This window comes from Arthrobacter sp. zg-Y1219 (assembly GCF_030125545.1).
In the GTDB taxonomy this organism is placed as follows: domain Bacteria; phylum Actinomycetota; class Actinomycetes; order Actinomycetales; family Micrococcaceae; genus Arthrobacter_B.
The window spans coordinates 1-24,387 of the sequence record NZ_JASKLY010000006.1 but is presented as its reverse complement, the minus strand read 5'-3'; the positions used below and the strand labels follow the sequence as shown (position 1 = coordinate 24,387).

Below are 24,387 nucleotides of genomic sequence, written 5' to 3'. Positions count from 1 at the left end.
AAGCAGCAGAACCAGATGCTGACGGGGCCGGCATGCGGGTGCCTGGCGCGAACCGCGCCCGGGCAAAAGAAAACACCCCGGTCCGAAGACCGGGGTGTTATCGATGTCGCGACTCATCGGAAAACGATGTCTCGACTCGTCACAGTGCGCGAGGAGGGACTTGAACCCACACGTCCGAAGACACTGGAACCTAAATCCAGCGCGTCTACCAATTCCGCCACTCGCGCTCAGGCTGTCACTGCCGCGCTATCCGCGGAAAGGCACAAAACCAGCCTCCAGTGTACCTGAGGTTCAGGCCAGTCCGAGATCGCGCTTCAGCTTGGCGACGTGGCCGGTGGCCCGCACGTTGTATTGGGCGAGGGAGACGGCGCCGTCGGGGTCCACGACCACCGTCGAGCGGATCAGGCCCTCGTAGGTCTTGCCGTAGTTCTTCTTCTCGCCCCAGGCTCCGTAGGCCTCGGCAACTGCGTGGTCCGGGTCGGAGAGCAGCGGGAAGTTGAGGTGTTCAGCCTCGGCGAATTTTTCCAGTTTGGAAACCGGATCGGGGGAGACGCCGACGACGGCGTACCCGGCCTCCTGCAGCGTGTTCAGATTGTCGCGGAAATCGCAGGCTTGCGTGGTGCAGCCGGGTGTGGCGGCAGCGGGGTAGAAGTAGATAACGGTGCTGCGGCCTCGGAATCCGGAGAGTGAAACAGAGGCTGAATCGGTTGCCGGAAGGGTGAAGTCCGGGGCTTTTTCGCCGGGGGACAGGCGGGGCATAGGTCTCTCCTTGGTATCAATGGCAGATCAGGCTGTGTCACAGCGCGACAGCGCACGGCCTTGGTGGCTATCCTAGTACGTGGTGGATTTGTAGGTTATCCGATCGGCCATCAAATCCTCACCCTGAAAGGAAGAGTTCTGATTTATGCCCGATATGGAGCACTGGCCCACCGGTCGACTGTTGTCGACGGCTGCCCGCCTGGTCGAACACGCTTGGAATGAGCGGCTTGTTCGAATTGGCGTGACCCACGCCGGAGTAATCGCGTTGGGGGTCCTCGATTCCCAGGGGCCCATGACGCAGGCGCATTTGGCGCAGATCGTCCGGGTCCAGGCGCAGACGATGGGCAAGACCCTCTCCCGGCTGGAAGCTCATGGACACGTGGTCCGGGTCCGGAATGACCTGGACCGGCGCAGCCACATGGTCTCCATCACTCCGGAGGGAGTGGAGGCGCTCCGCGAGGCGCAGGACATCGAGAGCACCCTTACCGACGGCGGTGACCTGATGTCCGACGAGCTGCGCAGACAATTGCGCAATGTCATTAAAGAGCTGGGAAATCCCCGCTGGCAGCTGGCTGTGGATGTTCCGGGGCTGCCGATTCCGGTCGTCCCCGCGGAGGAAATTGTTGCTGCCGCAGTCGCGGAGGAAGTGCCCGGCGACAGCTCCGGCGTTGAAGCCGGGAAGACCGCAGGCACGGCCTAACGGCGCACGGCCTGATTCGTTGAGGCACGCCCCTTTCGGGGGGCGTGCCTTTTTCGTTTTGCCTCCGGGCTGACCGGCAGCGGGAGTCCCCTTGAACCGGTCATCGGGAATGTGAGCACCGTTCTGGCCTCGCAGCAACAAAAAGAGCGGCTCTGCCGGTTTTCACCGAGCTGAGCCGCTCCTTGATTTGTGCACCCCCCGGGACTTGAACCCGGAACCCTCTGATTAAGAGTCAGATGCTCTGCCAATTGAGCTAGAGGTGCATCTGCTGCGATGTCTTGGCGTCGGCGTGAACCGGCGATTTGTCATCCGCAACGACAGACAACACTACCAGCCTTTCTGCCCCACTGCGAACGGATCGGCGGGTATCGGCGGAAGTGAGATCCACTTCATATGTCAGTCACCCCATTCACCACCGCGAAGCGATCTGCACGAAGCATCTGGAGCCAGGCCAGCCGCTGGATCGCGGCGTCAGCGGTGCGATGGCGGCGCAGTACGTCAGGCAGGGAAGCAGTCAGTGGTTCACCATCCTGCACCAGAAGCTTTCCTGCGACCATTGTGTGCCAGGCACGGGCCGGACCGGTTCGCGGCCAGGCCTCGACCGGTTCCGCCGCCCGGATGGCGGATGTCCACTGCGTCGCGGGCTTGCGCATGGAGGCCGGGCGGTAGCCGCCTCATTCCGGGCTGGGTGGCCAGGGACAGGCGCCCGCAAGCGAGACCCACCCCAAGTGCCCGAGGCCCGCCGAACCCAAAAAAGCCAAACAAAAAACCCCGCCTGGCCAAGGAATTTCTTCCTGGCCAGACGGGGTCTGTATTGTGCACCCCCCGGGACTTGAACCCGGAACCCTCTGATTAAGAGTCAGATGCTCTGCCAATTGAGCTAGAGGTGCCTTTTGTTTTGTCCTGCAAGCCGATCATTTCTGCTCGATTTGCTCTCCGCAACGACATGAAACATTACCAGTACTTCCGGGAAAAAGAAAAATTGGCTCCAGTCTGCCCCCAGCGTGGCGCTTCCGCCCGGGACCTCACGCCGGTGAGGCGCCGGGATTGCCTTTCCGCAGGCCCCGGAGCGAGGGCGGAACCACCATTTCCAACGGGCTGCCGTCCCAGGCCGAAGTGTTGTCCACCACCCAGGTCCGCGACGGTTTCAGCTGCCCGGCATCCCCGCCCTCTGCGGAATGATCAGGCTCCGCCGGCTCCCTGGTCGTTGCCGTCACGGTGTTGGGCGGAACCGGAGTCACGGGCAAATGGTCGCGTTTGCCCGGTTGCGTGCCGGCCGGAGTGCCGATGGCCCGGGCGGACACCACGGGAAGTTCACCCGTGGACGCTTCCTTGGAACTGATCCGCGCCGCCTGTTCCACAGCTCCGTGCCGCAGCAGTCGGCGCAGCAGTGCAACGGCCGCAGCGCTGAGGCCGACGGCTGAAAATACCGCCGCTGAACTAAGCAGGGACGAGCGATTCACGTAACTGCCTTTCCCTCGATCCACCAGCCGGCCCGACAAAAACACCGTCACCCAAACACCGCCGCGCGGCACAATACTGGCTGCCCCTCGACGTTACGGCGGGTTCCGCTTCAGTGTCCAGAGGTGCGGCGGACCTCGACGGCGGCACTAGGCTGTCAGGCATGAATCAGCAATTTCGCCCCATCCGTTCCATCACGTTGCCCACCGAGGAGCTCCTGCAAGCCATGAGCCCGCTGCCGGACGGCATTCGCGCCGGCCTCTGGGACGTAGTGGGGGAGCCCAAGGGGCTGGAATACGGCGAGATCGACGCCGTCGTGCTGCCGTATGCAACCGGCAGCGACTGGCAGGAAGCGCTGGACCGGGTGCCGAACCTGAAAATGCTTCAGGCCCAGTCCACGGGCTACGACGGCCTGCCCGAGCTGGTGGGGCCCGATGTCGCCGTCGTCAGCGCCGCGGGAGTCCACGTCGCCGGGACCGCGGAGCTGGCCCTGACGCTGATGCTGGCCTCGCTCCGCGGCGTGGACGCAGCGGTCCGCAACTCAGCGACCGGAACCTGGGACAGCCGCCGATTCCCGGGTCTCGCCGACCGCAGGGTGCTGCTGGTTGGCGTTGGCGGAATCGGCGCTGCCATTGCGGAACGGCTGGAGCCCTTTGAAGTGGAACTGACCCGGGTCGGTAGCCGGGCCCGGACTGATGAGCGCGGCACCATCCACGGCACTGATGAGCTGGTGGAGCTCGCCAAGACAGCCGAGGTGGTGGTGGTGATAACTCCGCTGACCGAACAGACGCGCCACCTCATCAACAAGGAGGTCCTCGCCGCGCTGCCGGACGGCGCGCTGGTGGTGAACGTCGCGCGCGGCCCCGTCGTCGACACCGAGGCGCTCACCGCCGAAGTGCTGTCCGGGCGGCTGCATGCGGCCCTCGACGTCGTGGACCCCGAGCCGCTGCCGGCAGACCACCCGCTGTGGAAGGCTCCGAACGCGATCATCACCCCGCACGTGGGCGGCAACACCGAGGCGTTCGTGCCGCGGATCCGCAAGCTCCTGAAGGAGCAGATCGGCCGCCTGGCCCGGGGCGAAGAGCCCGTGAACCTGGTGCGCCACGGCCCCTGGGCCTGAGGCAACGTCGCCGGGACTGAGGCAAGAACGACGGCGGAGGCCGACGGCGGCGGGAGCCCCGACGTCGTCGGCCCGGCAGTCCCTCTCAGGCGTCCCTCTCAGGCAGCCCCTCTCAGGCGTCCCAGTCAGGCCAGCGTCAGGAAGTGATCCACGAAGGAGCCGAAGTCCTCAAGGTCGACGGCCTGCTCGATAACCCGCAGGCCGTCGCCGTCCTCAGGCAGCGGGGCGCTGGCCTCCACCTGGAAGCGGAAGATGCGTCCGGTGTTCGTGCCAACCTCGTAGTCCCCGGCGGAGACTTCTTCGGCGTGGGACAGGTTGGTGGAGTTCACGGCAGTGGGCGCCTCGAGTCCGGCGAGGGTGGCGGTGTTGAACGGAGCAAACACCAGCTCGGCCGGGCGCCACCGGTATCCCACCACATAGAAGGTCTCGGCACCGTCCCCGCCGGGTCCGGCGCAGACCAGGTTGTAGTCGCCGTAGTTGGGAATCTGCGATTCGAACACATGCCGGAGCACAACCTTGATGTCATCGCTCGAGGGCTGATCGCGAAACTCTGGTGCCGAAGTCATCTCCCCAGTCTATGAACACCAGCCCCGATCGGCGGAAGCCACCCCCCCCCCCGCAAGGCCCGTTCCGAAACAAACACGTCACGCCCTCTTCACGCGCCGTAACAAGCGAGGCGCCTGTCCGTCATATGCCCCGGCGGGGCAGCGGAAAGGTCCTAAGATCAAGACATGAGCTTGGAGAATACGCCTGACATCAAACCCCGAAGCCGAGTAGTCACCGACGGGATCCACGCCGCCCCGGCGCGTGGCATGTTCCGGGCCGTGGGAATGGGGGACGACGATTTCGCCAAACCGCAGATCGGCGTCGCCAGCTCGTGGAACGAAATTACTCCCTGCAACCTGTCCCTGAACCGGCTGGCCCAGGGCGCCAAGGAAGGCGTCCACGCCGGCGGCGGGTTCCCCATGCAGTTCGGCACGATTTCCGTTTCCGACGGCATTTCCATGGGTCACGAGGGCATGCACTTCTCCCTCGTCTCCCGCGAGGTCATTGCCGACTCCGTGGAAACCGTGATGATGGCCGAGCGCATGGACGGCTCCATTCTGCTGGCCGGCTGCGACAAGTCCCTGCCCGGCATGCTGATGGCAGCCGCGCGCCTGGACCTGGCCAGCGTGTTCCTCTACGCCGGCTCGATCATGCCCGGCTTCGCCAAGATGGAAGACGGCACCGAGCGCGAAGTGACGCTCATCGACGCCTTCGAGGCCGTCGGCGCCTGCGCCGCCGGGAAGATGAGCCTCAAGGACCTGGACACCATTGAACGGGCCATCTGCCCGGGCGAAGGCGCCTGCGGCGGCATGTACACCGCCAACACCATGGCCTGCGTCGGCGAGGCGCTGGGCATGTCCCTGCCCGGATCCGCCGCCCCGCCCTCCGCCGACCGCCGCCGCGACGACTTCGCCCGCAAGTCCGGCGAAGCCGTGGTCAACCTGCTGCGCAAGGGCATCACCGCCCGCGACATCATGACCAAGAAGGCCTTCGAAAACGCCATCGCCGTCACCATGGCCTTCGGCGGCTCCACCAACGCCGTGCTCCACCTGCTGGCGATCGCCCGCGAGGCCGAAGTTGACCTGACGCTCGAGGACTTCAACCGCATCGGCGACAAGATCCCGCACCTGGGCGACCTGAAGCCCTTCGGCCGCTACGTGATGTTCGACGTCGACAAGATCGGCGGTGTGCCCGTCATCATGAAGGCACTGCTCGACGCCGGCCTGATCCACGGCGACTGCCTCACCGTCACCGGCAAGACCGTCGCGGAGAACCTCGCCGCGATCAACCCGCCGGATCCGGACGGCAAGGTGCTGCGCGCCATGGACAATCCCATCCACAAGACCGGCGGCATCACCGTCCTGCACGGCTCGATGGCCCCCGAGGGCGCCGTGGTGAAGAGCGCCGGCTTCGACGCCGACATCTTCGAGGGCACCGCCCGCGTGTTCGAACGCGAGCAGGGTGCGCTGGACGCGCTCGACGCCGGAGCGATCCACGCCGGCGACGTCGTCGTCATCCGCTACGAGGGACCCAAGGGCGGACCGGGCATGCGCGAAATGCTCGCCATCACCGGTGCCATCAAGGGCGCCGGCCTGGGCAAGGATGTCCTGCTGCTGACCGACGGCCGGTTCTCCGGCGGCACCACGGGCCTGTGCATCGGCCACGTGGCACCCGAAGCCGTCGACGGCGGCCCGATCGCGTTCGTGAAGGACGGCGACCGCATCCGGGTGGACATGGCGGCCCGCAGCTTCGACCTGCTGGTGGACCCCGCAGAGCTGGAGGCACGCAAGGAAGGCTGGAAGCCGCTGCCGGCCAAGTTCACCACCGGCGTGCTGGGCAAGTACGCCAAGCTGGTCAACTCCGCCTCCACCGGGGCTTACTGCGGCTGATACTGGCCTCCCCAAGGGCACCCGCTGGCGCGGATGCCCTTGGGGCCCCTAAGGCCTTTTCAGCCTTATTAAGCCCTGCCGCCTTAGGTGGGCAGGTCGCCGGTTAAGGACCCTGCCGACTTATCGGGGGCTGGGCGCCGGTTGGGGACTTCGGCTGGCTCCCGGGGTCGTCTCGCCGGTTAGGGATTTCTGCCGCCGGCCGTGGCTCGCCGGTTACCGGGTGTCCATTAGTTGGACAGGGCGTCCGAATAGTGAGACGGGGACCAAATTCAGTTGACAGTGCCGCAGGGGATGGGAAGACTGAACGGTATGCAGATCGTATCCGTCGTCCTTACCAAGCGCGTGGCCTAACAGCCGGCTTGTTAGAACGTCACGCGCGAACCCCTACGGAGCCAACCGGCACGAGGGGTTTTTTTATTGGCTTCAGACAAAGCACAGAAGCCGCGAAGGACTGACCGTCCGGGCGGCCGCCGCAACAGATCACATGAATAAGTATCCGTAAGGAAGTCTTTATGAGTAAGGGATCGCCAATCAGCCCATCGCTGATGGCCAACAAGGCCAGCGCTGCCGCCAAGGCGGCAGCGGGCAAGACGCGTGATGTTGCCTCCTCCATGTCAGTGCCGTCCGAAGCCGTAGACAACCGGGTCCAGGGCCCCAACAACGTGGTCCCTCCCACCGAGATGACCGGTTCAAAGGCCATCGTCCGCGCGTTGGAGGAACTCGGCGTCGACGACATCTTCGGCCTGCCGGGCGGCGCGATCCTTCCGACATATGACCCGCTCATGGATTCCACGAAGCTCCGGCACATCCTGGTCCGGCATGAGCAGGGCGCCGGCCACGCCGCCGAGGGCTACGCCATGGTCACCGGCCGCGCCGGTGTCTGCATCGCCACCTCGGGCCCCGGAGCCACCAACCTGGTCACCGCCATCGCCGACGCCCACATGGACTCCGTTCCCATGGTGGCCATCACCGGGCAGGTGTCCAGTGCCTTCATCGGCACCGATGCGTTCCAGGAAGCGGACATCGTGGGCATCACCATGCCCATCACCAAGCATTCCTATCTGGTGACCGACCCGGACGACATTCCCCGGGTTCTCGCCGAGGCATTCCACATCGCCACCACCGGCCGCCCCGGACCGGTGCTGGTGGACATTTCCAAGGACGCGCAGCAGGCCAAGACCACGTTTTCGTGGCCGCCCAAGATCGACCTGCCCGGCTACCGGACCGTGGTGCGCGGACACTCCAAGCAGGTGCGCGAAGCGGCCCGCCTGATCGCTGCCTCGCAGCGCCCGGTGTTCTACGTCGGCGGCGGCGTGCTGAAGGCCGATGCCTCGCCGGAGCTGTTGGAGCTGGCTGAGGTGGTGGGCGCCCCGGTGGTCACCACGCTGCAGGCCCGCGGCGTCTTCCCGGACTCGCATCCGCAGCACGCGGGCATGCCCGGCATGCACGGCTCCGTCGCGGCGGTGGCAGCACTGCAGCAGTCAGACCTGCTCATCACTCTCGGCGCGCGTTTTGATGACCGCGTCACCGGGGTGCTCTCCTCCTTCGCGCCCGGCGCCAAGGTCATCCACGCGGACATCGACCCCGCCGAGATTTCCAAGAACCGCCCGGCGGACGTGCCGATCGTCGGGTCGGTCAAGGAGATCATTCCCGAACTGGCCGACGCCGTCCGCACCCAGTTTGCCGCGGCACGTCCGGACATCGCTCCGTGGTGGGCGATCATCGACCGGCTGCGCCAGACGTATCCGATGGGCTTCAGCGAACCAGATGACGGGCACATTGCCCCGCAAAAGGTCATCGAGCGCATCGGCGCGCTCACCGGGCCCGACGGCGTCTACGTGGCCGGCGTCGGCCAGCACCAGATGTGGGCTGCGCAGTTCATCAAGTACGAGCGCCCCCGCGCCTGGCTGAACTCCGGCGGACTGGGCACCATGGGCTACTCGGTTCCCGCCGCCATGGGCGCCAAGGTCGGCAACCCGGACCGCGTGGTCTGGGCGATCGACGGCGACGGCTGCTTCCAGATGACCAACCAGGAACTGGCCACCTGCGTGATCAACAAGATCCCGATCAAGGTCGCCATCATCAACAACTCCTCGCTGGGCATGGTCCGGCAGTGGCAGACGCTCTTCTACGAGTCCCGCTACTCCAACACCGACCTGAACACCGGTCATGACACCGTCCGGATCCCGGACTTCGTCAAGCTTGCCGACGCGTACGGCTGTGTCGGGCTGCGCTGCGAACGCGATGAGGACATCGACGACACCATCCGCCAGGCCCTGGCCATCAACGACCGGCCCGTCGTGATCGACTTCGTGGTCAGCCGCGATTCGATGGTCTGGCCGATGGTTCCCTCCGGTGTGCCCAATGACCTGATCCAGATCGCCCGCAACATGACACCCAAATGGGAAGAGGAGGACTAGAACATGGAACGCCACACTCTTTCCGTACTGGTGGAAGACGTACCCGGTGTCCTGACCCGGGTTGCGTCCCTGTTTGCCCGCCGGGCCTTCAACATCAATTCTTTGGCCGTCGGTCCCTCGGAAGTGCCGGGCCTGTCCCGCATCACCGTGGTGGTCGAGGCCGAGGGTGACCTGCTCGAACAGGTCACCAAGCAACTGAACAAGCTCGTCAACGTCATCAAGATTGTCGAGCTGGTTCCTGAGTCTTCCGTGCAACGCGACCACATCTTGGTCAAGGTTCGCGCGGATGCCGCAACCCGGCTGCAGGTAACCCAGGCAGCCGAGCTGTTCCGTTCTTCAGTGGTTGACGTGTCCACCGACTCGCTGATCGTTGAAGCCACAGGCACCGCCGAAAAGCTCAACGCACTCCTCGCAGTGCTTGAACCCTTTGGCATCCGCGAAATAGTTCAATCCGGAACGCTGGCCATCGGCCGCGGCTCGAAATCCATGGGCGACCGCGCCCTGCGCAGCGCCTAGGCTTCCACCGCAGTTCCGCATCAACCTTCATCCAAGAAAATTCAGTAGGAGACACACTGTGACTGACATGTATTACGACGACGACGCCGACCTGTCCATCATCCAGGGACGCACCGTCGCGGTCATCGGCTACGGCAGCCAGGGCCACGCCCACGCCCTCAGCCTCCGCGATTCCGGCGTCGACGTCCGCGTTGGCCTCAAGGAAGGCTCGAAGTCCCGTGCCAAGGCCGAGGCCGAGGGGCTGCGCGTGCTGAACGTCGCCGACGCCGTCGCCGAAGCCGACCTGATCATGGTGCTGACCCCGGACCAGGTGCAGCGCTTCGTGTACGCCGAGGACATCGCCCCGAACCTGCAGGCCGGCGACGCCCTGTTCTTCGGCCACGGCTTCAACATCCGCTACGGCTACATTCAGCCGCCGGCCGACGTCGACGTCGCGCTGGTTGCGCCCAAGGGCCCGGGCCACATCGTCCGCCGCGAATTCGAAGCAGGCCGCGGTGTTCCCGACCTGATCGCCGTCGAGCAGAACCCGTCCGGCAAGGCCAAAGAACTGGCCCTGTCCTACGCCAAGGCCATCGGCGGCACGCGTGCCGGCGTCATTGAGACCACCTTCACCGAAGAGACCGAGACGGACCTCTTCGGCGAGCAGGCAGTCCTGTGCGGCGGTGCGTCGCAGCTGATCCAATACGGCTTCGAGACCCTGACCGAGGCCGGCTACAAGCCGGAGGTCGCGTACTTCGAGGTGCTGCACGAGCTCAAGCTGATTGTTGACCTGATGGTCGAAGGCGGCATCGCCAAGCAGCGCTGGAGCGTTTCCGACACCGCCGAATACGGCGACTACGTTTCGGGCCCGCGGGTCATCACGCCCGAGGTGAAGGAAAACATGAAGGCCGTCCTCGCGGACATCCAGAACGGCGCCTTCGCCAAGCGGTTCATCGACGACCAGGACGCCGGCGCTCCGGAGTTCAAGGAACTGCGCCAGAAGGGCGAAGACCACCCGATCGAGTCCACGGGCCGCGAACTGCGCAAGCTCTTCTCCTGGATCAAGTCCGACGACGACTACACCGAAGGCTCCGTCTCCCGCTAACGGAACGTTGCCGGTAACACTGGGTCCTGATTGAGCGTGCCCAGCAGCGAAACGATAAGCTCGAATGAGCAAGCCGTTTCGGTAAAGAGGCCGGTCCCGGTTTATCGGGCCCGGCCTCTTTGCGCAGAAAATCGCTTCACCAAGATCCCCACCAGAATCCACCACAGCTAAAGAGGTCACCGGTGACAGCCACCAAGCCCGTCGTACTCATTGCGGAAGAACTTTCCCCGGCCACGGTTCAGGCCCTGGGCCCGGACTTCGAAATCCGCTCCACCAACGGAGCGGACCGGTCGGAGCTGCTCGCCGCAATCGCCGACGTCGACGCCATCCTGGTGCGTTCCGCCACGCAGGTCGACGCCGAAGCGATCGCCGCCGCTCCGAAGCTCAAGGTCATCGCCCGTGCCGGCGTGGGCCTGGACAACGTGGACATCAAGGCCGCCACCCAGGCCGGTGTCATGGTGGTGAACGCCCCCACCTCCAACATCATCTCCGCCGCGGAACTGACCGTGGGCCACATCCTGTCCCTGGCCCGCCACATTCCGCAGGCCAGTGCCGCGCTCAAGGGCGGCGAGTGGAAGCGTTCGAAGTACTCCGGCATCGAGCTGTTCGAGAAGAAGATCGGCATCATCGGCCTGGGCCGCATCGGCGCCCTCGTCGCCGCCCGGCTGCAGGGCTTCGGCACCGAAATCCTCGCCTACGACCCGTACATCACCTCGGCACGAGCCGCGCAGCTGAACGTGAAGCTGGTAACCCTCGACGAGCTGCTGGAACAGGCCGACTTCGTCACCATCCACATGCCCAAGACCCCCGAAACGCTGGGCATGCTCGGCGCCGACGCCTTCGAGAAGATGAAGGACACCGCCTACGTGGTGAACGTCGCCCGCGGCGGCCTCGTCGATGAAGACGCCCTCTACACGGCGCTCACCGAGGGCAAGATCGCCGGCGCCGGCGTGGATGTCTTCGTCAAGGAACCCTCCACCGACCTGCCGTTCCAGTCCCTGGACAACGTCATCGTCACTCCGCACCTGGGCGCCTCCACCGCCGAGGCGCAGGAAAAAGCCGGCGTCTCGGTCGCCAAGTCCGTTCGCCTGGCCCTGGCCGGTGAACTGGTGCCCGACGCCGTGAACGTGGCCGGCGGCGTCATCGCCGAAGAGGTCCGCCCGGGCATCCCGCTGATCGAAAAGCTGGGCCGCATCTTCACTGCGCTGGCGCACGACTCGGTGACCGCCATCGACATCGAGGTGGCCGGCGAGATCGCCGCCCTGGACGTCAAGGCGCTGGAACTGGCAGCGCTGAAGGGCCTCTTCACGGACATCGTGTCCGAGCAGGTCTCCTACGTGAACGCTCCGGTGCTGGCCGAGCAGCGCGGCATCGAGGTCCGGCTGCTGAAGACCGCCGAGGTGGTCGACTACCGCAACGTGCTGACCATCCGCGGCGCGCTCTCCGACGGCACCCAGCTGGAGGTCGCCGGCACCCTGACCGGTCCGAAGCAGATCGAGAAGCTCGTGGGCGTCAACGGCTACGAGGTGGAAATCCCGATCAGTGAGCACCTGCTGGTGCTCATCTACACGGACCGTCCCGGCGTCATCGGCGCCCTGGGCCGGATCCTGGGCGAGAAGGACATCAACATTGCCGGCATGCAGGTGGCCCGCAACAGCGAAGGCGGCCAGGCGCTGTCCCTGCTGACCGTTGATTCCTCGGTGCCGCAGGACGTGCTGGAAAACCTGCGCACCGAAATCGGCGCCACGGTGGTCCGCGAGGTCGACCTGCAGGGCTAACTCCCGGCGGGCCACCCGCAGCCGCTGCAGGATAGCGCAGCACCAGGGACCGGTTCCGCTTCGGCGGGCCGGTCCCTGCTTGTTTTGTGGTGCCCACGCCCGGTGGTCCTCTGCTGGCAGCCGCCAACCCTGGGCTCTTCCGTTTGGCCTCCTGGCAGCACGGGAACAGGCCGAAGCGACAACGGCGGGGGAAACAGGGTAATTTTCTTATGTGACTTCTTCCGATTCCAAGACCCCGTTCTACATCACCACGGCCATCTCCTATCCCAACGGAGTGCCCCATATCGGCCACGCGTACGAGGCCATTGCCACCGACGCCATGGCCCGCTTCAAGCGCCTGGACGGGTACGACGTCTTCTTCATGACCGGCACCGACGAGCATGGCCTGAAGATGCAGCAGTCAGCGGACAAGGAAGGCATCACTGCCAAGGAACTGGCGGACCGGAACTCGGCTGCCTTTGCGCAGATGAGCCGGGACCTGAACATCTCGCACGACCGGTTCATCCGCACCACCGACAAGGACCACTATGCCGCGGCGCAGGCCATCTGGAAGCGGATGGAGGAGAAGGGCGACATTTACCTCTCCAAGTACGCCGGCTGGTATTCGGTCCGGGATGAGGCCTACTACTCCGAGGACGAAACCGAGCTGCGCGAGGACGGCATCCGCTACTCCAAGGAGACGGACACCGAGCTGACTTGGACCGAAGAGGAAAGCTACTTCTTCCGCCTGTCCGCCTACCAGGACAAGCTGCTGGCCCTGTACGAAGCCCGGCCGGGCTTCGCCGCGCCGCAGTCCAAGTTCAACGAGGTCATCAGCTTCGTCAAGGGCGGCCTGGAAGACCTGTCCATTTCCCGCACCACCTTCGACTGGGGCGTCCCGGTTCCGGGAAACCCCGAGCACGTGATGTACGTGTGGGTGGACGCGCTGACCAACTACCTCACCGGCGTCGGCTTCCCCGATGTGGAGTCCGAGTCGTTCAAGAAGTACTGGCCGGCCGATGTGCACGTCATCGGCAAGGACATTTCCCGGTTCCACGCCATCTTCTGGCCGGCGTTCCTGATGTCCGCGGACCTGGAACTGCCCAAGCGCGTGATGATCCACGGCTTCCTGCACAACAAGGGCGTCAAGATGTCCAAGTCGCTGGGCAACGTGGTGGCGCCCAAGGAGTGGGCGGACCAGTACGGCCTGGACTCGGTCCGGTTCTTCCTGCTGCGCGAGGTGCCCTTCGGCGGCGACGGCTCCTACAGCCACGAGGCAGTTGTGGGCCGGATGAACTCCGACCTGGCCAACAACCTGGGCAACCTGGCCCAGCGGTCCCTGTCCATGGTGGCCAAGAACTGCGGCGCCGCGGTGCCGCAGCACGGCGAGTTCACCGCCGAGGACAAGGCCATCCTGGCCGCCGCCGGCGAGCTGCTGGACATTTCCCGGAAGGCCTACGACGTCCAGGACTTCCACGGCGCACTTGAGGCCACCTGGAAGGTCCTCGGCGACACCAACGCCTACTTCGCCGAGCAGGCGCCCTGGGTGCTGCGGAAGACCGACGTCGAGCGTATGAACACGGTGCTGTACGTAACGCTCGAGGTGCTGCGCATCGTGGCCATCCTCGTTCAGCCGGTCATGCCGGACAGCGCGGCCAAGCTTCTGACTGTGCTGGGCCAGGACGACGGCGATGCCCGCCAGTTCAGCGCGATCGCCGCGCCGCTGGTGCCGGGCACTCCGCTGCCGGCGCCCGCGCCGGTCTTCCCGAGGTATGAGGAGCCCGCCGAGTAGCAACGCTGCCCCAGCCCGCGAAATAGCAGAAAGTGCCCTTCTGAACGCTCAGAAGGGCACTTTCTGCCATTTCGCGGGGCTGTGTGAGTGCGGGGAGGGGGCGTCCTAGGAACCGGAGCGGAGCGGCCCGGTCAGGAAACGCGCCGGAGCCGTTTCCTGCATCACCCGGGCGACGGTGTCCTGCTGCCGTCCGGCCATTTCCAGCATGTCCTTCAGCCGGGACACATTGAACCGGTGGTCGTGGGGGGCCAGCGCCAGCAGCGTCCGCCACAGGCACTCCTTGGCCCTCACGATGGCCTGCAGTGTTTCCAGCTCGAACTGTCCCGACGTTCCGCCGCCGGTGCTCAACGGATTGAGCGGCCCCAGCCGTCCCGCGGCGGCCCCGGCCATGGCGAGCGCCTTCTTGAACTTGCTCCGGCGGTAGCCCAGGGTAAGGATCAGCTGTTCCAGCTCATCGCGTTCCCCGGCAATCTCCTGCTCCAAGTCGGCGAAAGTCTGCTCGTACCGGGAGCCGGCCCAGGTCCGGCGGGCAGCACCGAAAAGCCGCACCCCCGTTTCCGCCCCCAGCAGATGATCATCCAGGTAGGCGGACAGTGACGCGTGCTCGGGTTTCCACCCGGCGCCGGAATCAGACATGGCGTGCTCCTTCAATTAGTGCTGATCAGTCTGCTGATTATCCTGTCAGATCCCGGCACCGGCCGCGAGTTCCCGGGCCGCGGAACGGCCGGGAACCCGCCGCAGAGACCCGCCCCGGAAACCTGCCGCGGCAACGGTCAGTCCGCTGCCAGCCCGGCCACGGGGGAGAGGCGTGCCGCACGGCGGGCGGGCAGCACCGACGCCAGCAGGCCGGCCAGGATCGCCACGGCCAGGACGGCCAGGAGCTGCAGCCACGGGACAGCCAGCGCCACATCGGCGAAGGAGCCGAGGGCTGACCTTGCCCCGAGCCAGCCGTACACCGCACCGAGCACGCAGCCGAACAGTGCCGCGACGCCGGCGATCAAGAGCGCTTCCAGGGCGAGCATCCCGCGCAGCTGGCCCCGGGTCAGGCCCAGTGCCCGCAGCAGCGAGGACTCGCGGGTGCGTTCGAGGACCGAGAGGGACAGCGTGTTGGCCACACCCACCAGGGCGATCACCACGGCCACCGCAAGCAGGCCGGTCACCACCATCAGCAGGACATCGATGACCTGTTCAAAGGCCGCGCGTTCCATGACCGCGCCCGAAACCATGTAGTCGTCCACCCCCATGGTTTCGGCAAGCTCGGACTGCAGGTCCTTGAGCGCTCCGTTGCTGAGGCCTTCCGCCACCGAGATCCACACCTGGGGCTGGAGGTAGGCGTCGCCGCCTTCCGGAACTCCGCCGAGGGCCTGCGCGGTGTCGGCGCTGATCAGCGGCCGCAGCTGGCTGCTGCCGGCCACCACGACGTCGAGTTCGACGGCGGATTCGGCACCCTGCACCGTAACGGTCTTGGCGGTGGTGCTCTGCGGCATGAGGATCGTGCCGGGGGTGAGTTTCAGGGTTTGGTCCTGAAGGACTGCGGCAGCGTCGGCCGGCTCCAGGGCATAAACGCCCTCAGGCTGTCCGTACATCTGCGTGGTTCCCACCACGGGCAGCAGCACCGCTTCGGCTACCCCATCGACGCCCCGGGCCGCTTCCGCGTCGGCGGCGGTCAGCGGCGAATCGCCCAGGGCGCCGCCGCGGACGCTGACGTCCACGGGGAACTCGGCGGCGAGGACGCTGTCCAGCGAGGTCCGGGCCGTGGCGGCACCGGTCATCATCATGGCCACCAGGGTCACGCCGATCAGCAGGGCCGAGGACGTGGCCGCCGTGCGCTGGGGGTTGCGGACGGCATTAACCGCCGCGAGCTTGCCCGGCACGCCCAGGGGAGCGGCCAGGGTGCCGACGGCGCGGACCAGCGGCGGCACAAACAGCGTGGCGCACATCAGGATGCCGACAAAACTCAGCATTCCGCCCGGAACAGCCAGCATCAGGTCATTGACGGAAGCACCGTAGCCGAGCAGCGCTGCGCCGGCGGCCAGCAGGACCAGCCCGATGACCAGCCGGATCCGTCCGCGCCGGGTGCCGGCACGGACGTCCTCGGCCGGGCGGAGAGCCGCCAGGGGCGCAACGGCTGTTGCCGCGCGGGCCGGCACCAGTGCGGAAAGCAGTGTCAGGAGAATACCGACGCCGAGGCCGGTGACGACCGCGAGCGGGCTGACCGCCAAAGTGGCAAAGCTGCTCGCGGTGTCCGTTTTCAGGAAGGTCACGATGACAGCCACGAGGCCGACGGCGGCCGCCACACCGAGTATCGAGGACACGATGCCAACCAGCGCCGCTTCCGTGATGACGGAGCGGCGGATCTGCTTTCGGCTGGCGCCGATGCAGCGCAGCAGCGCCAGTTCACGTGTCCGCTGGGCCACCAGCACCGAGAAGGTGTTGGAAACCACGAGGGCGCAGACCAGCAGGGCCACGGCTGCGAAGGCCAGGAGGACAATGGTCAGGGCGTCTTCGCCGCCGGTGAACTGCGCAACGGCTTCCTCGGTCTGTTCCGCCGAGGTGCGGACGGCGATGCCGTCCAGGCCGGCGTCCGTGAGGTTCTGCTCCAGCTGCGTCCGGACTCCGGCCGCCCCGGCATCGTCAGCCAGGGCCAGCTGAATGGTGGAGAACCCCTGTTCCGCCTCCGCGAACAGAGCTGCGGTTGCTTCGGAGGAGTAGAGCTGAGGCGTACCCATCATCGAGGGATTGTTCGAGGTCGATACGACGGCGCTGACGGTCAGGTCCGCGGCCCGCGTATCGGAGGGGTCTCCGGTGCTTGATGAAACCGGGACGGTGGAACCGATGGACAGGTTGTAGCGGGTGGCGGTGTCCTGGTCCACGGCCACCTGGCTGTCGCTCGAGGGAAGGGTTCCCAGCACTACGTCCACGGGCAGCAGTTCCGCCGACGACGGGGTGTTCAACAGCTGGGCGAAGACCGTCTTCGTTCCGCCGGTGAAATTAACGTAGGCCGGCTGCACCGGATAGACCGCGTCCACGCCGGGAACGCTGCGCGCCGCCTCGACGGCGTCTTCGGTGAGGATCACGCCCTCGGACAGATAGGACGGCACTTCGCTGGCGAGGATCAGGTCGGCGTTGCGGAAACCCTCGCCCACGCTCTGCTCCAGGGAGGCCTTGGAGGAGGAATTGATGACCAGGGTGGCGGTCAGGAACCCGACGGCGATCATCACGGCCAGGGAGACGGCGATGAAGCGGCGGGCGTTCAGGCGCACCTGCGCCAGGGCTACCTGCAGCATGCTCAGGCCCCCAGCTTGGTCAGGGCAGCGAGCACGGTTTCCGGCGTCGGGCTGGCCAGTTCGCCCACCAGTTCGCCGTCGTTCATCAGGACCACCCGGTCGGCGTAGGACGCGGCCACCGGATCATGGGTCACCATGATGATGCTCTGGCCCATTTCCCGGGTGGATCGCCGCAGCAGGGAGAGCACCTCGGCGCCGGACTTCGAATCCAGGTTGCCGGTGGGCTCGTCCCCGAAGACCACATGCGGGCGGGTCAGCAGGGCGCGGGCGACGGCGACGCGCTGCTGCTGGCCGCCGGAGAGCTCGTGAGGGCGGTGCGTCAGCCGGCCGGTGAGGCCAAGCGTCTCGGTAATGTACTTCAGCCACCCGGAGTCCACCTTGCCGTTGGCCAGGGCCACGGGCAGAGTAATGTTCTGTTCCGCCGTGAGGGTGGGCACCAGGTTGAAGGACTGGAAGACGAAGCCGACGTTGTCGCGGCGCAGACGGGTAAGCTCGGCGTCCTTCAGGGCGGTGATCTCCGTGTCCCCGATCCAGATCCGGCCCGAATCGGCGGTGTCGAGACCTGCCAGGCAGTGCATGAGGGTGGATTTGCCGGACCCGGAGGGACCCATGATCGCGGTGAAGGTACCGGCGTCGAAGGTGACGTCCACGTTGGACAGGGCATGGACGGCGGTGTCCCCGGAGCCGTAGGTCTTATCCAGGGAGCGGGCGGCTGCGGCGGCCGTGGTGCCGCCGGGCACGGAAGATGTCTCGGTAAGGGCTGTCATACCCCCAAAGCTATTTCCCGCGGCCCCTGCGCACATCGGAGGAGGGTAGGGGATCCGGGAACATGCTTCTCATACCGTGGGTGGAAGGGGACCGGCCAGCCGGTAGGACTCCATGAGCAGCTCCTCCAATTCGGCCCGGTTCACGCGGTCCAGCCGCACCAGCACCAGCATCGGGGACCGGTTGTGATGGGGAGTCCAGTAGAAGATGTCCGGGTCGGTGCCCGCGAGCGCTTCCCGTTCCTCCGTTTTCACGGTCAGAACGCCCTCCTCCCAGATCCGGGCCATCAGGGTGCGGGCAAACCAGGCGGGCTGCTGCCAACTCAGCCGTTCGGTGACGCCGGGCAGCGCCAGGCAGAGGGAGCGGACGTCGGTTTCGCTGGGCATCGGACACCTCCGGAACCGGGGCACCTCAGCGGTTGGGGAGTCCCCGGGCTACGGAGCGACGATACCGGTCTCGTAGGCGATCACAACAGCCTGCACCCGGTCCCGGGCGCCGAGCTTGGCCAGGATGTGGCTGACATGCGTTTTGACCGTGGCATCGGACAGGAACAGGCGGGCGGCGATTTCCGGATTGGACAGCCCCTGGGCGATCAGCCCGAACACCTCGCGCTCGCGGGGAGTGAGGCGTTCGACGTCGGCGGCATGCCGGCTGACTTCGGCGGTGGGCGAACGGAGCAGCGGCGCCACATGGTCCAGCAGCCGGCGGGTGGTCGACGGCGCAATCACCGCGTCGCCGCGGTACACGGTGCGGATGGCCTCCAACAGCTCCTCCGGCGGTGCGTCTTTCAACAGGAAGCCGCTGGCTCCGGCCCGGATGGCGGAGAGGGCATACTCGTCCAGGTCGAAGGTGGTCAGCACCACCACCTTCAGGTCCGCGTCGGTGGATCCCTTGGGCTGTGCCGCGGAACGTTCCAGGAGCCGGGCGGTCGCCTCAATCCCGTCCATGCCGGGCATGCGCACGTCCATGAGGACGACGTCGGCGCGGACCGCCGAGAGGGCCTGCAATGCTTCGCGCCCGTTGCCGGCCTCGGCCACCACCGTGAGATCCGGCTGGGAATTGATCAGCATCTTGAAGCCGCCGCGCACCAGCTGCTGGTCATCAACCAGCGCCACCCGGATGGGGGCGGGAGCGGGGGCGGCCGCTTCGGACAGGGGCGGCAGGTTGCCGGTCATGCTCAGGCCTCCGTGTAGGGAATGAATGCGGTAACGCGGAATCCTCCGCCGGCCGCAGGAGCGGCAACCAGTCTTCCATCGTAGAGGGCCACCCGCTCCGCCATGCCGTTGATGCCCTGGCCGGACCCCGAGGTGGGGACCGGTCCGGAACCGGGCACAGATCCGGAACCGGGCACAGATCCGGAACCGGCAAAGGGCGGAGCAGCCGGGGGAGGAGGAGGCGGGCCCTCCGCACCCGCGCCGCGGCCGTCGTCGTGCACTGCGATCTCGAGTCCTCGGGGCGTCCACTGCAGATCGACGCCGGCCTGCACCGTTGGGCCCGCGTGCTTGAGGACATTGGTCAGCGATTCCTGGATGACCCGGTAGGCAGTCAGCTCGGCGCCGGGGGGAAGCTGCCGGCGCATCGTGCCGGTCTCGGTCACGGCCACCTGCACTCCGGCGCGCTTCACGGCGTCCACCAGCTCGGGGATGTCGGCCAGCGACGGCAGCGGGCGGGTGGAAGCGAGCTCGTCGCCGCGCAGCACCCCGAGCAGGCGGCGCATTTCGCGCAGCGAGCCGCGCCCGGTTTCAGCGATGGTGGCCAGGGTCTGGGGCGCAATGTCCGGATCGGAGGCGCTCGCATACCGGGCGCCGTCGGCCTGGGTGATGATGACCGAGAGGGAGTGTGCCACGATGTCGTGCATTTCCCGGGCGATGTGGGTGCGCTCATCGGCGGCGGCCAGGTCACGTTCCTGCTGGCGTTCCACTTCCAGCCGGCGGGCGTGGTCCCGCAGCGCGTCCATGGCGAGCCTGCGGGTGCGGGTCAGGTCCCCGAAGGTCCAGGCAACCACGACCACCGCTTCGACCGCGACGAGACCGACAAAGGAGACAATCAGAGCGTGCGGCCCGGACATATAGGGGAACGAGAAATACCGGAACATAAAGAGTGCCCCGCCAACAAGGGCCAGGGCCAGCCCCGCCAGGCTCACCCAGCGCGGGGCGAAGGCGGCCAGGGAGTGCACGGTGGCGAGCACAAAGATGTCAGCCGGCAGCCCGGTGACCGGAACCAGGACCAGCTGCAGCAGGCAGGCCGCGGCCTGGATGCCCGCGGCAGTCACCGGGCGGGTCCGCCGCCACGCCAGGGGAAGGCAGATGGCAACTGAGAGGACGAACTCCACCAGGTAAGTGCGGCCGCTCAGCAGGAAGGGGAAGGCAAATAGAGCCGTGGCGGCCAGCGCCTGAAAGAGGTTGACCTTGAACGGATTCGCCTGCGTCCAGGCATGGATTCGACGGTGCACGAGCATGGAAACCAACTCTAGGGCCAGTTCATTTACCCGCGCCTCATCCCACAGGGTGATCTGTCTTTCCGCGAACTGGCAGAAAGTGCACGTCCCAGCCCCGGGAAGCGCACTTTCTGCCGTCTCGGTGGACGACGGCGAACGGCGAACGACGGACGACGGCGGGGTGGAGTGTTGCGCGGGGAATCCTGCCACCTGTCCAGCATGTGGGACGGTTTGCCCGGGATATGGACGGCGTTCCTAGACTGTCGATATGAGCGAACAGCCCACCACCGTTTCCCTGGCCGTCATTCCCGGCGACGGCATTGGCCCCGAAGTCACCGCCGAGGCCGTCAAGGTCCTGCTGGCCGTCACCGGCGGCGGTCCCGTCAGCTTCGAGCTGACCGAATATCCGCTGGGTGCCGAGCACTGGCTCGCGACCGGGGAAACCCTTCCGGAGGAAACCCTGGAGGCGCTCAAGCAGCACGACGCCATCCTGTTCGGCGCCGTGGGCGCTGCCCCGGGGGACACAAGCATTCCGTCAGGGCTGATTGAACGCGAGATGCTGCTCAAGCTGCGCTTCAGCCTCGACCACTACGTCAACCTCCGTCCGTCCCGGCTCTATCCCGGCGTGGCCAGTCCGCTGGCCAATCCCGGAACCGTTGATTTCGTGGTGGTCCGCGAAGGCACCGAGGGGCCGTACACCGGCAACGGCGGCGTGCTCCGCGAAGACACCGCGCACGAAGTGGCCACCGAGGTCTCCCTGAACACTGCCTACGGCGTGGAGCGCGTGGTCCGCGACGCCTTCCGCCGCGCGAATGACCGTCCGCGCAAAAAGCTCACGCTGGTCCATAAGCACAACGTGCTGGTCTATGCCGGCCGGCTCTGGAAGCGGACGGTGGAACGCGTCGCCGCCGAATTCCCCGAGGTGAGCCACGACTACCTGCACGTGGATGCGGCCACCATCTTCATGGTCACGGACCCCGCCCGGTTTGACGTCATCGTCACCGACAACCTGTTCGGCGACATCATCACCGACCTCGCCGCCGCGGTGACCGGCGGAATCGGCCTGGCGGCGTCCGGCAACCTCAACATGGACGGCACCTTCCCGTCCATGTTCGAGCCGGTGCACGGCTCCGCCCCGGACATCGCCGGCCAGCAAAAGGCCGACCCCACCGCCGCCATCCTCTCCGCCGCCCTGCTGCTGCGCCACCTGGGGCTGGAAAAAGAGGCCGCCCGCGTGGAGGAAGCGGTGGAGGCCGACGTCGCCGGCCGCACCGGGGAACCGCGGACGACGGCGACCATCGGCAATGCGATAAGCGCAGCCGTGTCCTAAGCTCGGAAGGTACCAGTACCCATTTTCGTCGGGCGGCCGCGCCGCCCACCGTGGAGGAAAAAATGTCTGTCAGTGCTCTGGAATTCAGCCAGGAGCTCTCTGCCCACCCGAAGCCGGCCGAGGAGCGTGCGGCCATTCTGGCCAATCCCGGATTCGGAGACTACTTCACGGACCACACCGCAGTCATTGACTTCAAGGTCGACGACTCCGGTGTCGGTGTCTGGCAGAACGCCCGGATTGAACCGTACGGTCCGATTGCCATGGACCCGGCCGCGGCAGTGCTGCATTACGGCCAGGAGGTCTTCGAGGGATTGAAGGCGTACCGCCACGCCGACGGCTCCGTCTGGACGTTCCGCCCCGAAGCGAACGCGGCCCGGATGAACCTCTCCGCCCGGCGTCTGGCACTGCCGGAGCTGCCCGAGGAGCTGTTCCTGGAATCCCTGCGCCGGCTGGTGTCCGTGGATTCCGGCTGGATCCCGGAGGGCGACGGCGCTGCTCTGTACCTGCGGCCGTTCATGATCGCCACTGAGGCGTTCCTGGGCGTTCGTCCGGCACGTGAGGTTTCCTACCGGGTTATTGCTTCGCCGGCCGGCAACTACTTCGGCGGCGAACTGAAGCCCGTCTCCATCTGGCTCTCCACCAAGTACGCCCGCGCCGGCCGCGGCGGCACCGGCGAAGCCAAGTGCGGCGGCAACTACGCGGCCTCGCTGATCGCCCAGATGGAAGGCGAAGCACACGGCTGCAAGCAGGTGCTGTTCCTGGATGAGTTCAACGACAACGCGGTGGAAGAACTCGGCGGAATGAACGTGTTCTTCGTGTTCAAGGACGGTTCGCTGGTGACACCAGCCCTGTCCGGCACCATCCTGCACGGCATCACCCGCTCCTCCGTCCTGCAGCTGGGCCGGGACCGCGGCTTGAACGTCCAGGAACGCAAGATCACCCTGGACGAATGGCGCGACGGCGTGGCCTCCGGCGACATCACCGAGGTCTTTGCCTGTGGCACCGCCGCGGTCATCACCCCGGTGGGTGAGCTGAAGACCGAAACAGAAACCATCGGCTCACCCGACGCCGTCGCCGGTCCCGTCACCATGTCCATCCGCGAACAGCTTCTGGGTGTTCAGACCGGCACCGTGGAAGACACCCACGGCTGGCTGACGCGCCTGGCCTGACGCCGGCTTAATAAAGGAACCCGATGTCCACCACCGTCCTCACCCGCAGCAGCCCGGTGACCCGCTTGGCCCTGGCGCCAAACCCCGGTCCCATGAGCCTGGAGGGAACCAACAGCTATGTTGTTGCAGCAAACGGTGCAGAACGCGTGGCGGTGGTGGACCCCGGGCCGTTGGACGAGGGTCACCTGCAGCTGCTGGCCTCGGCCGGCTCTGTGGAGCTGGTCCTGATCACACACCGGCACGCCGATCACACGGAGGCCAGCCGGCGCTTTGCCGAAATGACCGGGGCACCCGTCCGTGCCCTGGATCCGGCTTTTTGCGTAAACGGTCCGCCCCTGGCCGACGGTGAGGAACTGCAGGCCGGGGGAGTGGACATCCGCGTGGTGGCAACTCCCGGGCACACTTCCGATTCCGTCTCGTTCCATCTGCCCGCCGACGGACCGGGCGGCTCCGTGCTGACCGGAGACACCATCCTGGGACGCGGCACGACAGTGCTGGATTTTCCGGACGGCACGCTGGGGGATTACCTGGCGAGCCTGGAGCGGCTGGCAGCACTCGGTCATGCAACAGTGCTGCCGGGGCACGGACCCGTTTTGCCGGATCTCAGCTCCGTGGTGCTGACCTACCGCGACCACCGCGAGGAGCGGCTGGAGCAGATCCGCGCCGCCCTGGCGGAGGCCGGGCCTGATGCCGGGGTCTCCCGCATCGCTGATCTGGTCTACACGGACATTCCGGCCAACGTTCGAGGTGCCGCTGAACTGTCGGTGGCGGCGCAGCTGCAGTACCTGCGCGAACAGCTGTGAGCACAACCACCGCGATCGAACTTGCGGGCAAGGGCTGAAGCGTCGCACACTGGATTTAGTCCGCTTCACCTGCAGTACCGGTGCAGCGGAACCCGCACTCGGGTGCCGGTTTGGGCAGCATGCAGGAGGTCACACTCCAGCGGTTTGCGCCGACCGCCGAGGGTGTGTAAAGTTTAGTGAGTTGCCCCGGTGAGCGCCTGACAGACATGTTCTGCAAGTGAGACTCCCGGACTCGGCAGCCACAACCCATCACAACGCAACGGACAAGATCCGGAAGCTTCGTGGCGGGTTCACCCGGTTGTTTCGGCCAGGTTCCGCGGATAACGCGGAATTGCTAAAGCAGTCCGGATGAAATAGAATAAAGAAACACTGCAGCGAAGAGAAAAGAAAGACATTCAATTGTTTTTCCGAGTATTTCGGATGCATCTGTTGTTTGAGAACTCAATAGTGTGCCAAGTTTATTGATACCAATTATTTTAATTGGTTGAACTGGTTCTTCCGCCCACCCCGTGGGTTGGGAGGACTTTTTTAGCTGGTTTCGAATTTAGTGCA

The 24,387-nt window shown here is 66.1% G+C and carries 20 protein-coding genes and 3 tRNA genes; 11 read left to right on the top strand and 12 right to left on the bottom strand.

Annotated features, from left to right (window positions below; all coding sequences use genetic code 11):
* Positions 1-145 precede the first annotated feature (145 nt).
* Both QNO00_RS03680 and bcp read right to left on the bottom strand, forming a co-directional pair.
* Positions 146-227 (bottom strand) — tRNA-Leu (locus QNO00_RS03680).
* Positions 228-291: 64 nt separating this feature from the next.
* Positions 292-759 (bottom strand): thioredoxin-dependent thiol peroxidase, encoded by a 468-nt coding sequence (bcp, locus tag QNO00_RS03675; protein ID WP_229965272.1) that lies wholly within the window; start codon positions 757-759, stop codon positions 292-294.
* A gap of 145 nt (positions 760-904) precedes the next feature.
* Between bcp and QNO00_RS03670 the strand changes: the two genes are divergently transcribed.
* Complete coding sequence (locus tag QNO00_RS03670) at positions 905-1,459, top strand: MarR family winged helix-turn-helix transcriptional regulator (RefSeq protein WP_284023668.1); 555 nt, start codon at positions 905-907, stop codon at positions 1,457-1,459.
* A 190-nt stretch (positions 1,460-1,649) separates the two neighbouring features.
* Here the strand turns inward: QNO00_RS03670 and QNO00_RS03665 are convergent.
* The 3 genes from QNO00_RS03665 to QNO00_RS03655 form a co-directional block, all read right to left on the bottom strand.
* Positions 1,650-1,722, bottom strand: a tRNA-Lys gene (locus tag QNO00_RS03665).
* A gap of 554 nt (positions 1,723-2,276) precedes the next feature.
* Positions 2,277-2,349, bottom strand: a tRNA-Lys gene (locus QNO00_RS03660).
* Positions 2,350-2,484: 135 nt separating this feature from the next.
* Entirely contained in the window at positions 2,485-2,922 is a 438-nt protein-coding gene (locus QNO00_RS03655) for a hypothetical protein (RefSeq protein ID WP_284023667.1), read from the bottom strand.
* A 161-nt stretch (positions 2,923-3,083) separates the two neighbouring features.
* Between QNO00_RS03655 and QNO00_RS03650 the strand changes: the two genes are divergently transcribed.
* Complete coding sequence (locus tag QNO00_RS03650; RefSeq protein ID WP_284023666.1) at positions 3,084-4,040, top strand: 2-hydroxyacid dehydrogenase; 957 nt, start codon at positions 3,084-3,086, stop codon at positions 4,038-4,040.
* 125 nt (positions 4,041-4,165) lie between these two features.
* Here the strand turns inward: QNO00_RS03650 and QNO00_RS03645 are convergent, their stop codons facing one another.
* Positions 4,166-4,606 carry a hypothetical protein gene (locus QNO00_RS03645; protein WP_229965276.1) on the bottom strand — a complete coding sequence of 147 codons (441 nt, stop codon included), beginning with the start codon at positions 4,604-4,606 and terminating at the stop codon, positions 4,166-4,168.
* A gap of 165 nt (positions 4,607-4,771) precedes the next feature.
* Here QNO00_RS03645 and ilvD point away from each other — a divergent pair, with 165 nt between their 5' ends.
* From ilvD to metG, 6 genes are all read left to right on the top strand, one after another.
* Positions 4,772-6,475: a dihydroxy-acid dehydratase gene (ilvD, locus tag QNO00_RS03640; RefSeq protein WP_284023665.1), complete on the top strand. Its 1,704-nt coding sequence runs from the start codon at positions 4,772-4,774 to the stop codon at positions 6,473-6,475.
* 512 nt (positions 6,476-6,987) lie between these two features.
* Positions 6,988-8,895, top strand: a complete 1,908-nt coding sequence (locus tag QNO00_RS03635; RefSeq protein ID WP_284023664.1) for an acetolactate synthase large subunit — start codon at positions 6,988-6,990, stop codon at positions 8,893-8,895.
* A gap of 3 nt (positions 8,896-8,898) precedes the next feature.
* A complete protein-coding gene (gene ilvN / locus QNO00_RS03630; RefSeq protein WP_229965279.1) occupies positions 8,899-9,411 on the top strand; it encodes an acetolactate synthase small subunit in 513 nt (170 codons plus the stop codon).
* 58 nt (positions 9,412-9,469) lie between these two features.
* Positions 9,470-10,495 carry a ketol-acid reductoisomerase gene (gene ilvC / locus QNO00_RS03625; protein WP_229965280.1) on the top strand — a complete coding sequence of 342 codons (1,026 nt, stop codon included), beginning with the start codon at positions 9,470-9,472 and terminating at the stop codon, positions 10,493-10,495.
* 182 nt (positions 10,496-10,677) lie between these two features.
* Complete coding sequence (gene serA, locus QNO00_RS03620) at positions 10,678-12,273, top strand: phosphoglycerate dehydrogenase (RefSeq protein WP_284023663.1); 1,596 nt, start codon at positions 10,678-10,680, stop codon at positions 12,271-12,273.
* A gap of 211 nt (positions 12,274-12,484) precedes the next feature.
* A complete protein-coding gene (metG, locus tag QNO00_RS03615; protein WP_284023662.1) occupies positions 12,485-14,044 on the top strand; it encodes a methionine--tRNA ligase in 1,560 nt (519 codons plus the stop codon).
* A gap of 105 nt (positions 14,045-14,149) precedes the next feature.
* Here the strand turns inward: metG and QNO00_RS03610 are convergent, their stop codons facing one another.
* The 6 genes from QNO00_RS03610 to QNO00_RS03585 all read right to left on the bottom strand — a co-directional run bounded on the left by QNO00_RS03610 (position 14,150) and on the right by QNO00_RS03585 (position 20,554).
* Positions 14,150-14,680 carry a hypothetical protein gene (locus QNO00_RS03610; RefSeq protein ID WP_284023661.1) on the bottom strand — a complete coding sequence of 177 codons (531 nt, stop codon included), beginning with the start codon at positions 14,678-14,680 and terminating at the stop codon, positions 14,150-14,152.
* Between the two features lie 137 nt (positions 14,681-14,817).
* Positions 14,818-17,331: an ABC transporter permease gene (locus QNO00_RS03605; RefSeq protein ID WP_284023660.1), complete on the bottom strand. Its 2,514-nt coding sequence runs from the start codon at positions 17,329-17,331 to the stop codon at positions 14,818-14,820.
* Positions 17,332-17,333: 2 nt separating this feature from the next.
* Positions 17,334-18,098 (bottom strand): ABC transporter ATP-binding protein, encoded by a 765-nt coding sequence (locus tag QNO00_RS03600; RefSeq protein WP_284023659.1) that lies wholly within the window; start codon positions 18,096-18,098, stop codon positions 17,334-17,336.
* A 69-nt stretch (positions 18,099-18,167) separates the two neighbouring features.
* On the bottom strand, positions 18,168-18,482 hold the full coding sequence (locus QNO00_RS03595) for an MmcQ/YjbR family DNA-binding protein (protein WP_284023658.1): 315 nt from the start codon (positions 18,480-18,482) through the stop codon (positions 18,168-18,170).
* Between the two features lie 48 nt (positions 18,483-18,530).
* Positions 18,531-19,271: a response regulator gene (locus QNO00_RS03590; protein WP_284023657.1), complete on the bottom strand. Its 741-nt coding sequence runs from the start codon at positions 19,269-19,271 to the stop codon at positions 18,531-18,533.
* A gap of 2 nt (positions 19,272-19,273) precedes the next feature.
* The gene (locus tag QNO00_RS03585) at positions 19,274-20,554 is read right to left on the bottom strand and encodes a sensor histidine kinase (RefSeq protein WP_284023656.1); all 1,281 of its coding nucleotides are present in this window, start codon (positions 20,552-20,554) and stop codon (positions 19,274-19,276) included.
* Between the two features lie 247 nt (positions 20,555-20,801).
* Between QNO00_RS03585 and QNO00_RS03580 the strand changes: the two genes are divergently transcribed.
* The 3 genes from QNO00_RS03580 to QNO00_RS03570 all read left to right on the top strand — a co-directional run bounded on the left by QNO00_RS03580 (position 20,802) and on the right by QNO00_RS03570 (position 23,835).
* The gene (locus tag QNO00_RS03580) at positions 20,802-21,863 is read left to right on the top strand and encodes a 3-isopropylmalate dehydrogenase (protein WP_284023655.1); all 1,062 of its coding nucleotides are present in this window, start codon (positions 20,802-20,804) and stop codon (positions 21,861-21,863) included.
* A 62-nt stretch (positions 21,864-21,925) separates the two neighbouring features.
* Entirely contained in the window at positions 21,926-23,032 is a 1,107-nt protein-coding gene (locus tag QNO00_RS03575) for a branched-chain amino acid aminotransferase (RefSeq protein WP_284023654.1), read from the top strand.
* 23 nt (positions 23,033-23,055) lie between these two features.
* A complete protein-coding gene (locus tag QNO00_RS03570) occupies positions 23,056-23,835 on the top strand; it encodes an MBL fold metallo-hydrolase (RefSeq protein WP_284023653.1) in 780 nt (259 codons plus the stop codon).
* Positions 23,836-24,387 lie beyond the last annotated feature (552 nt).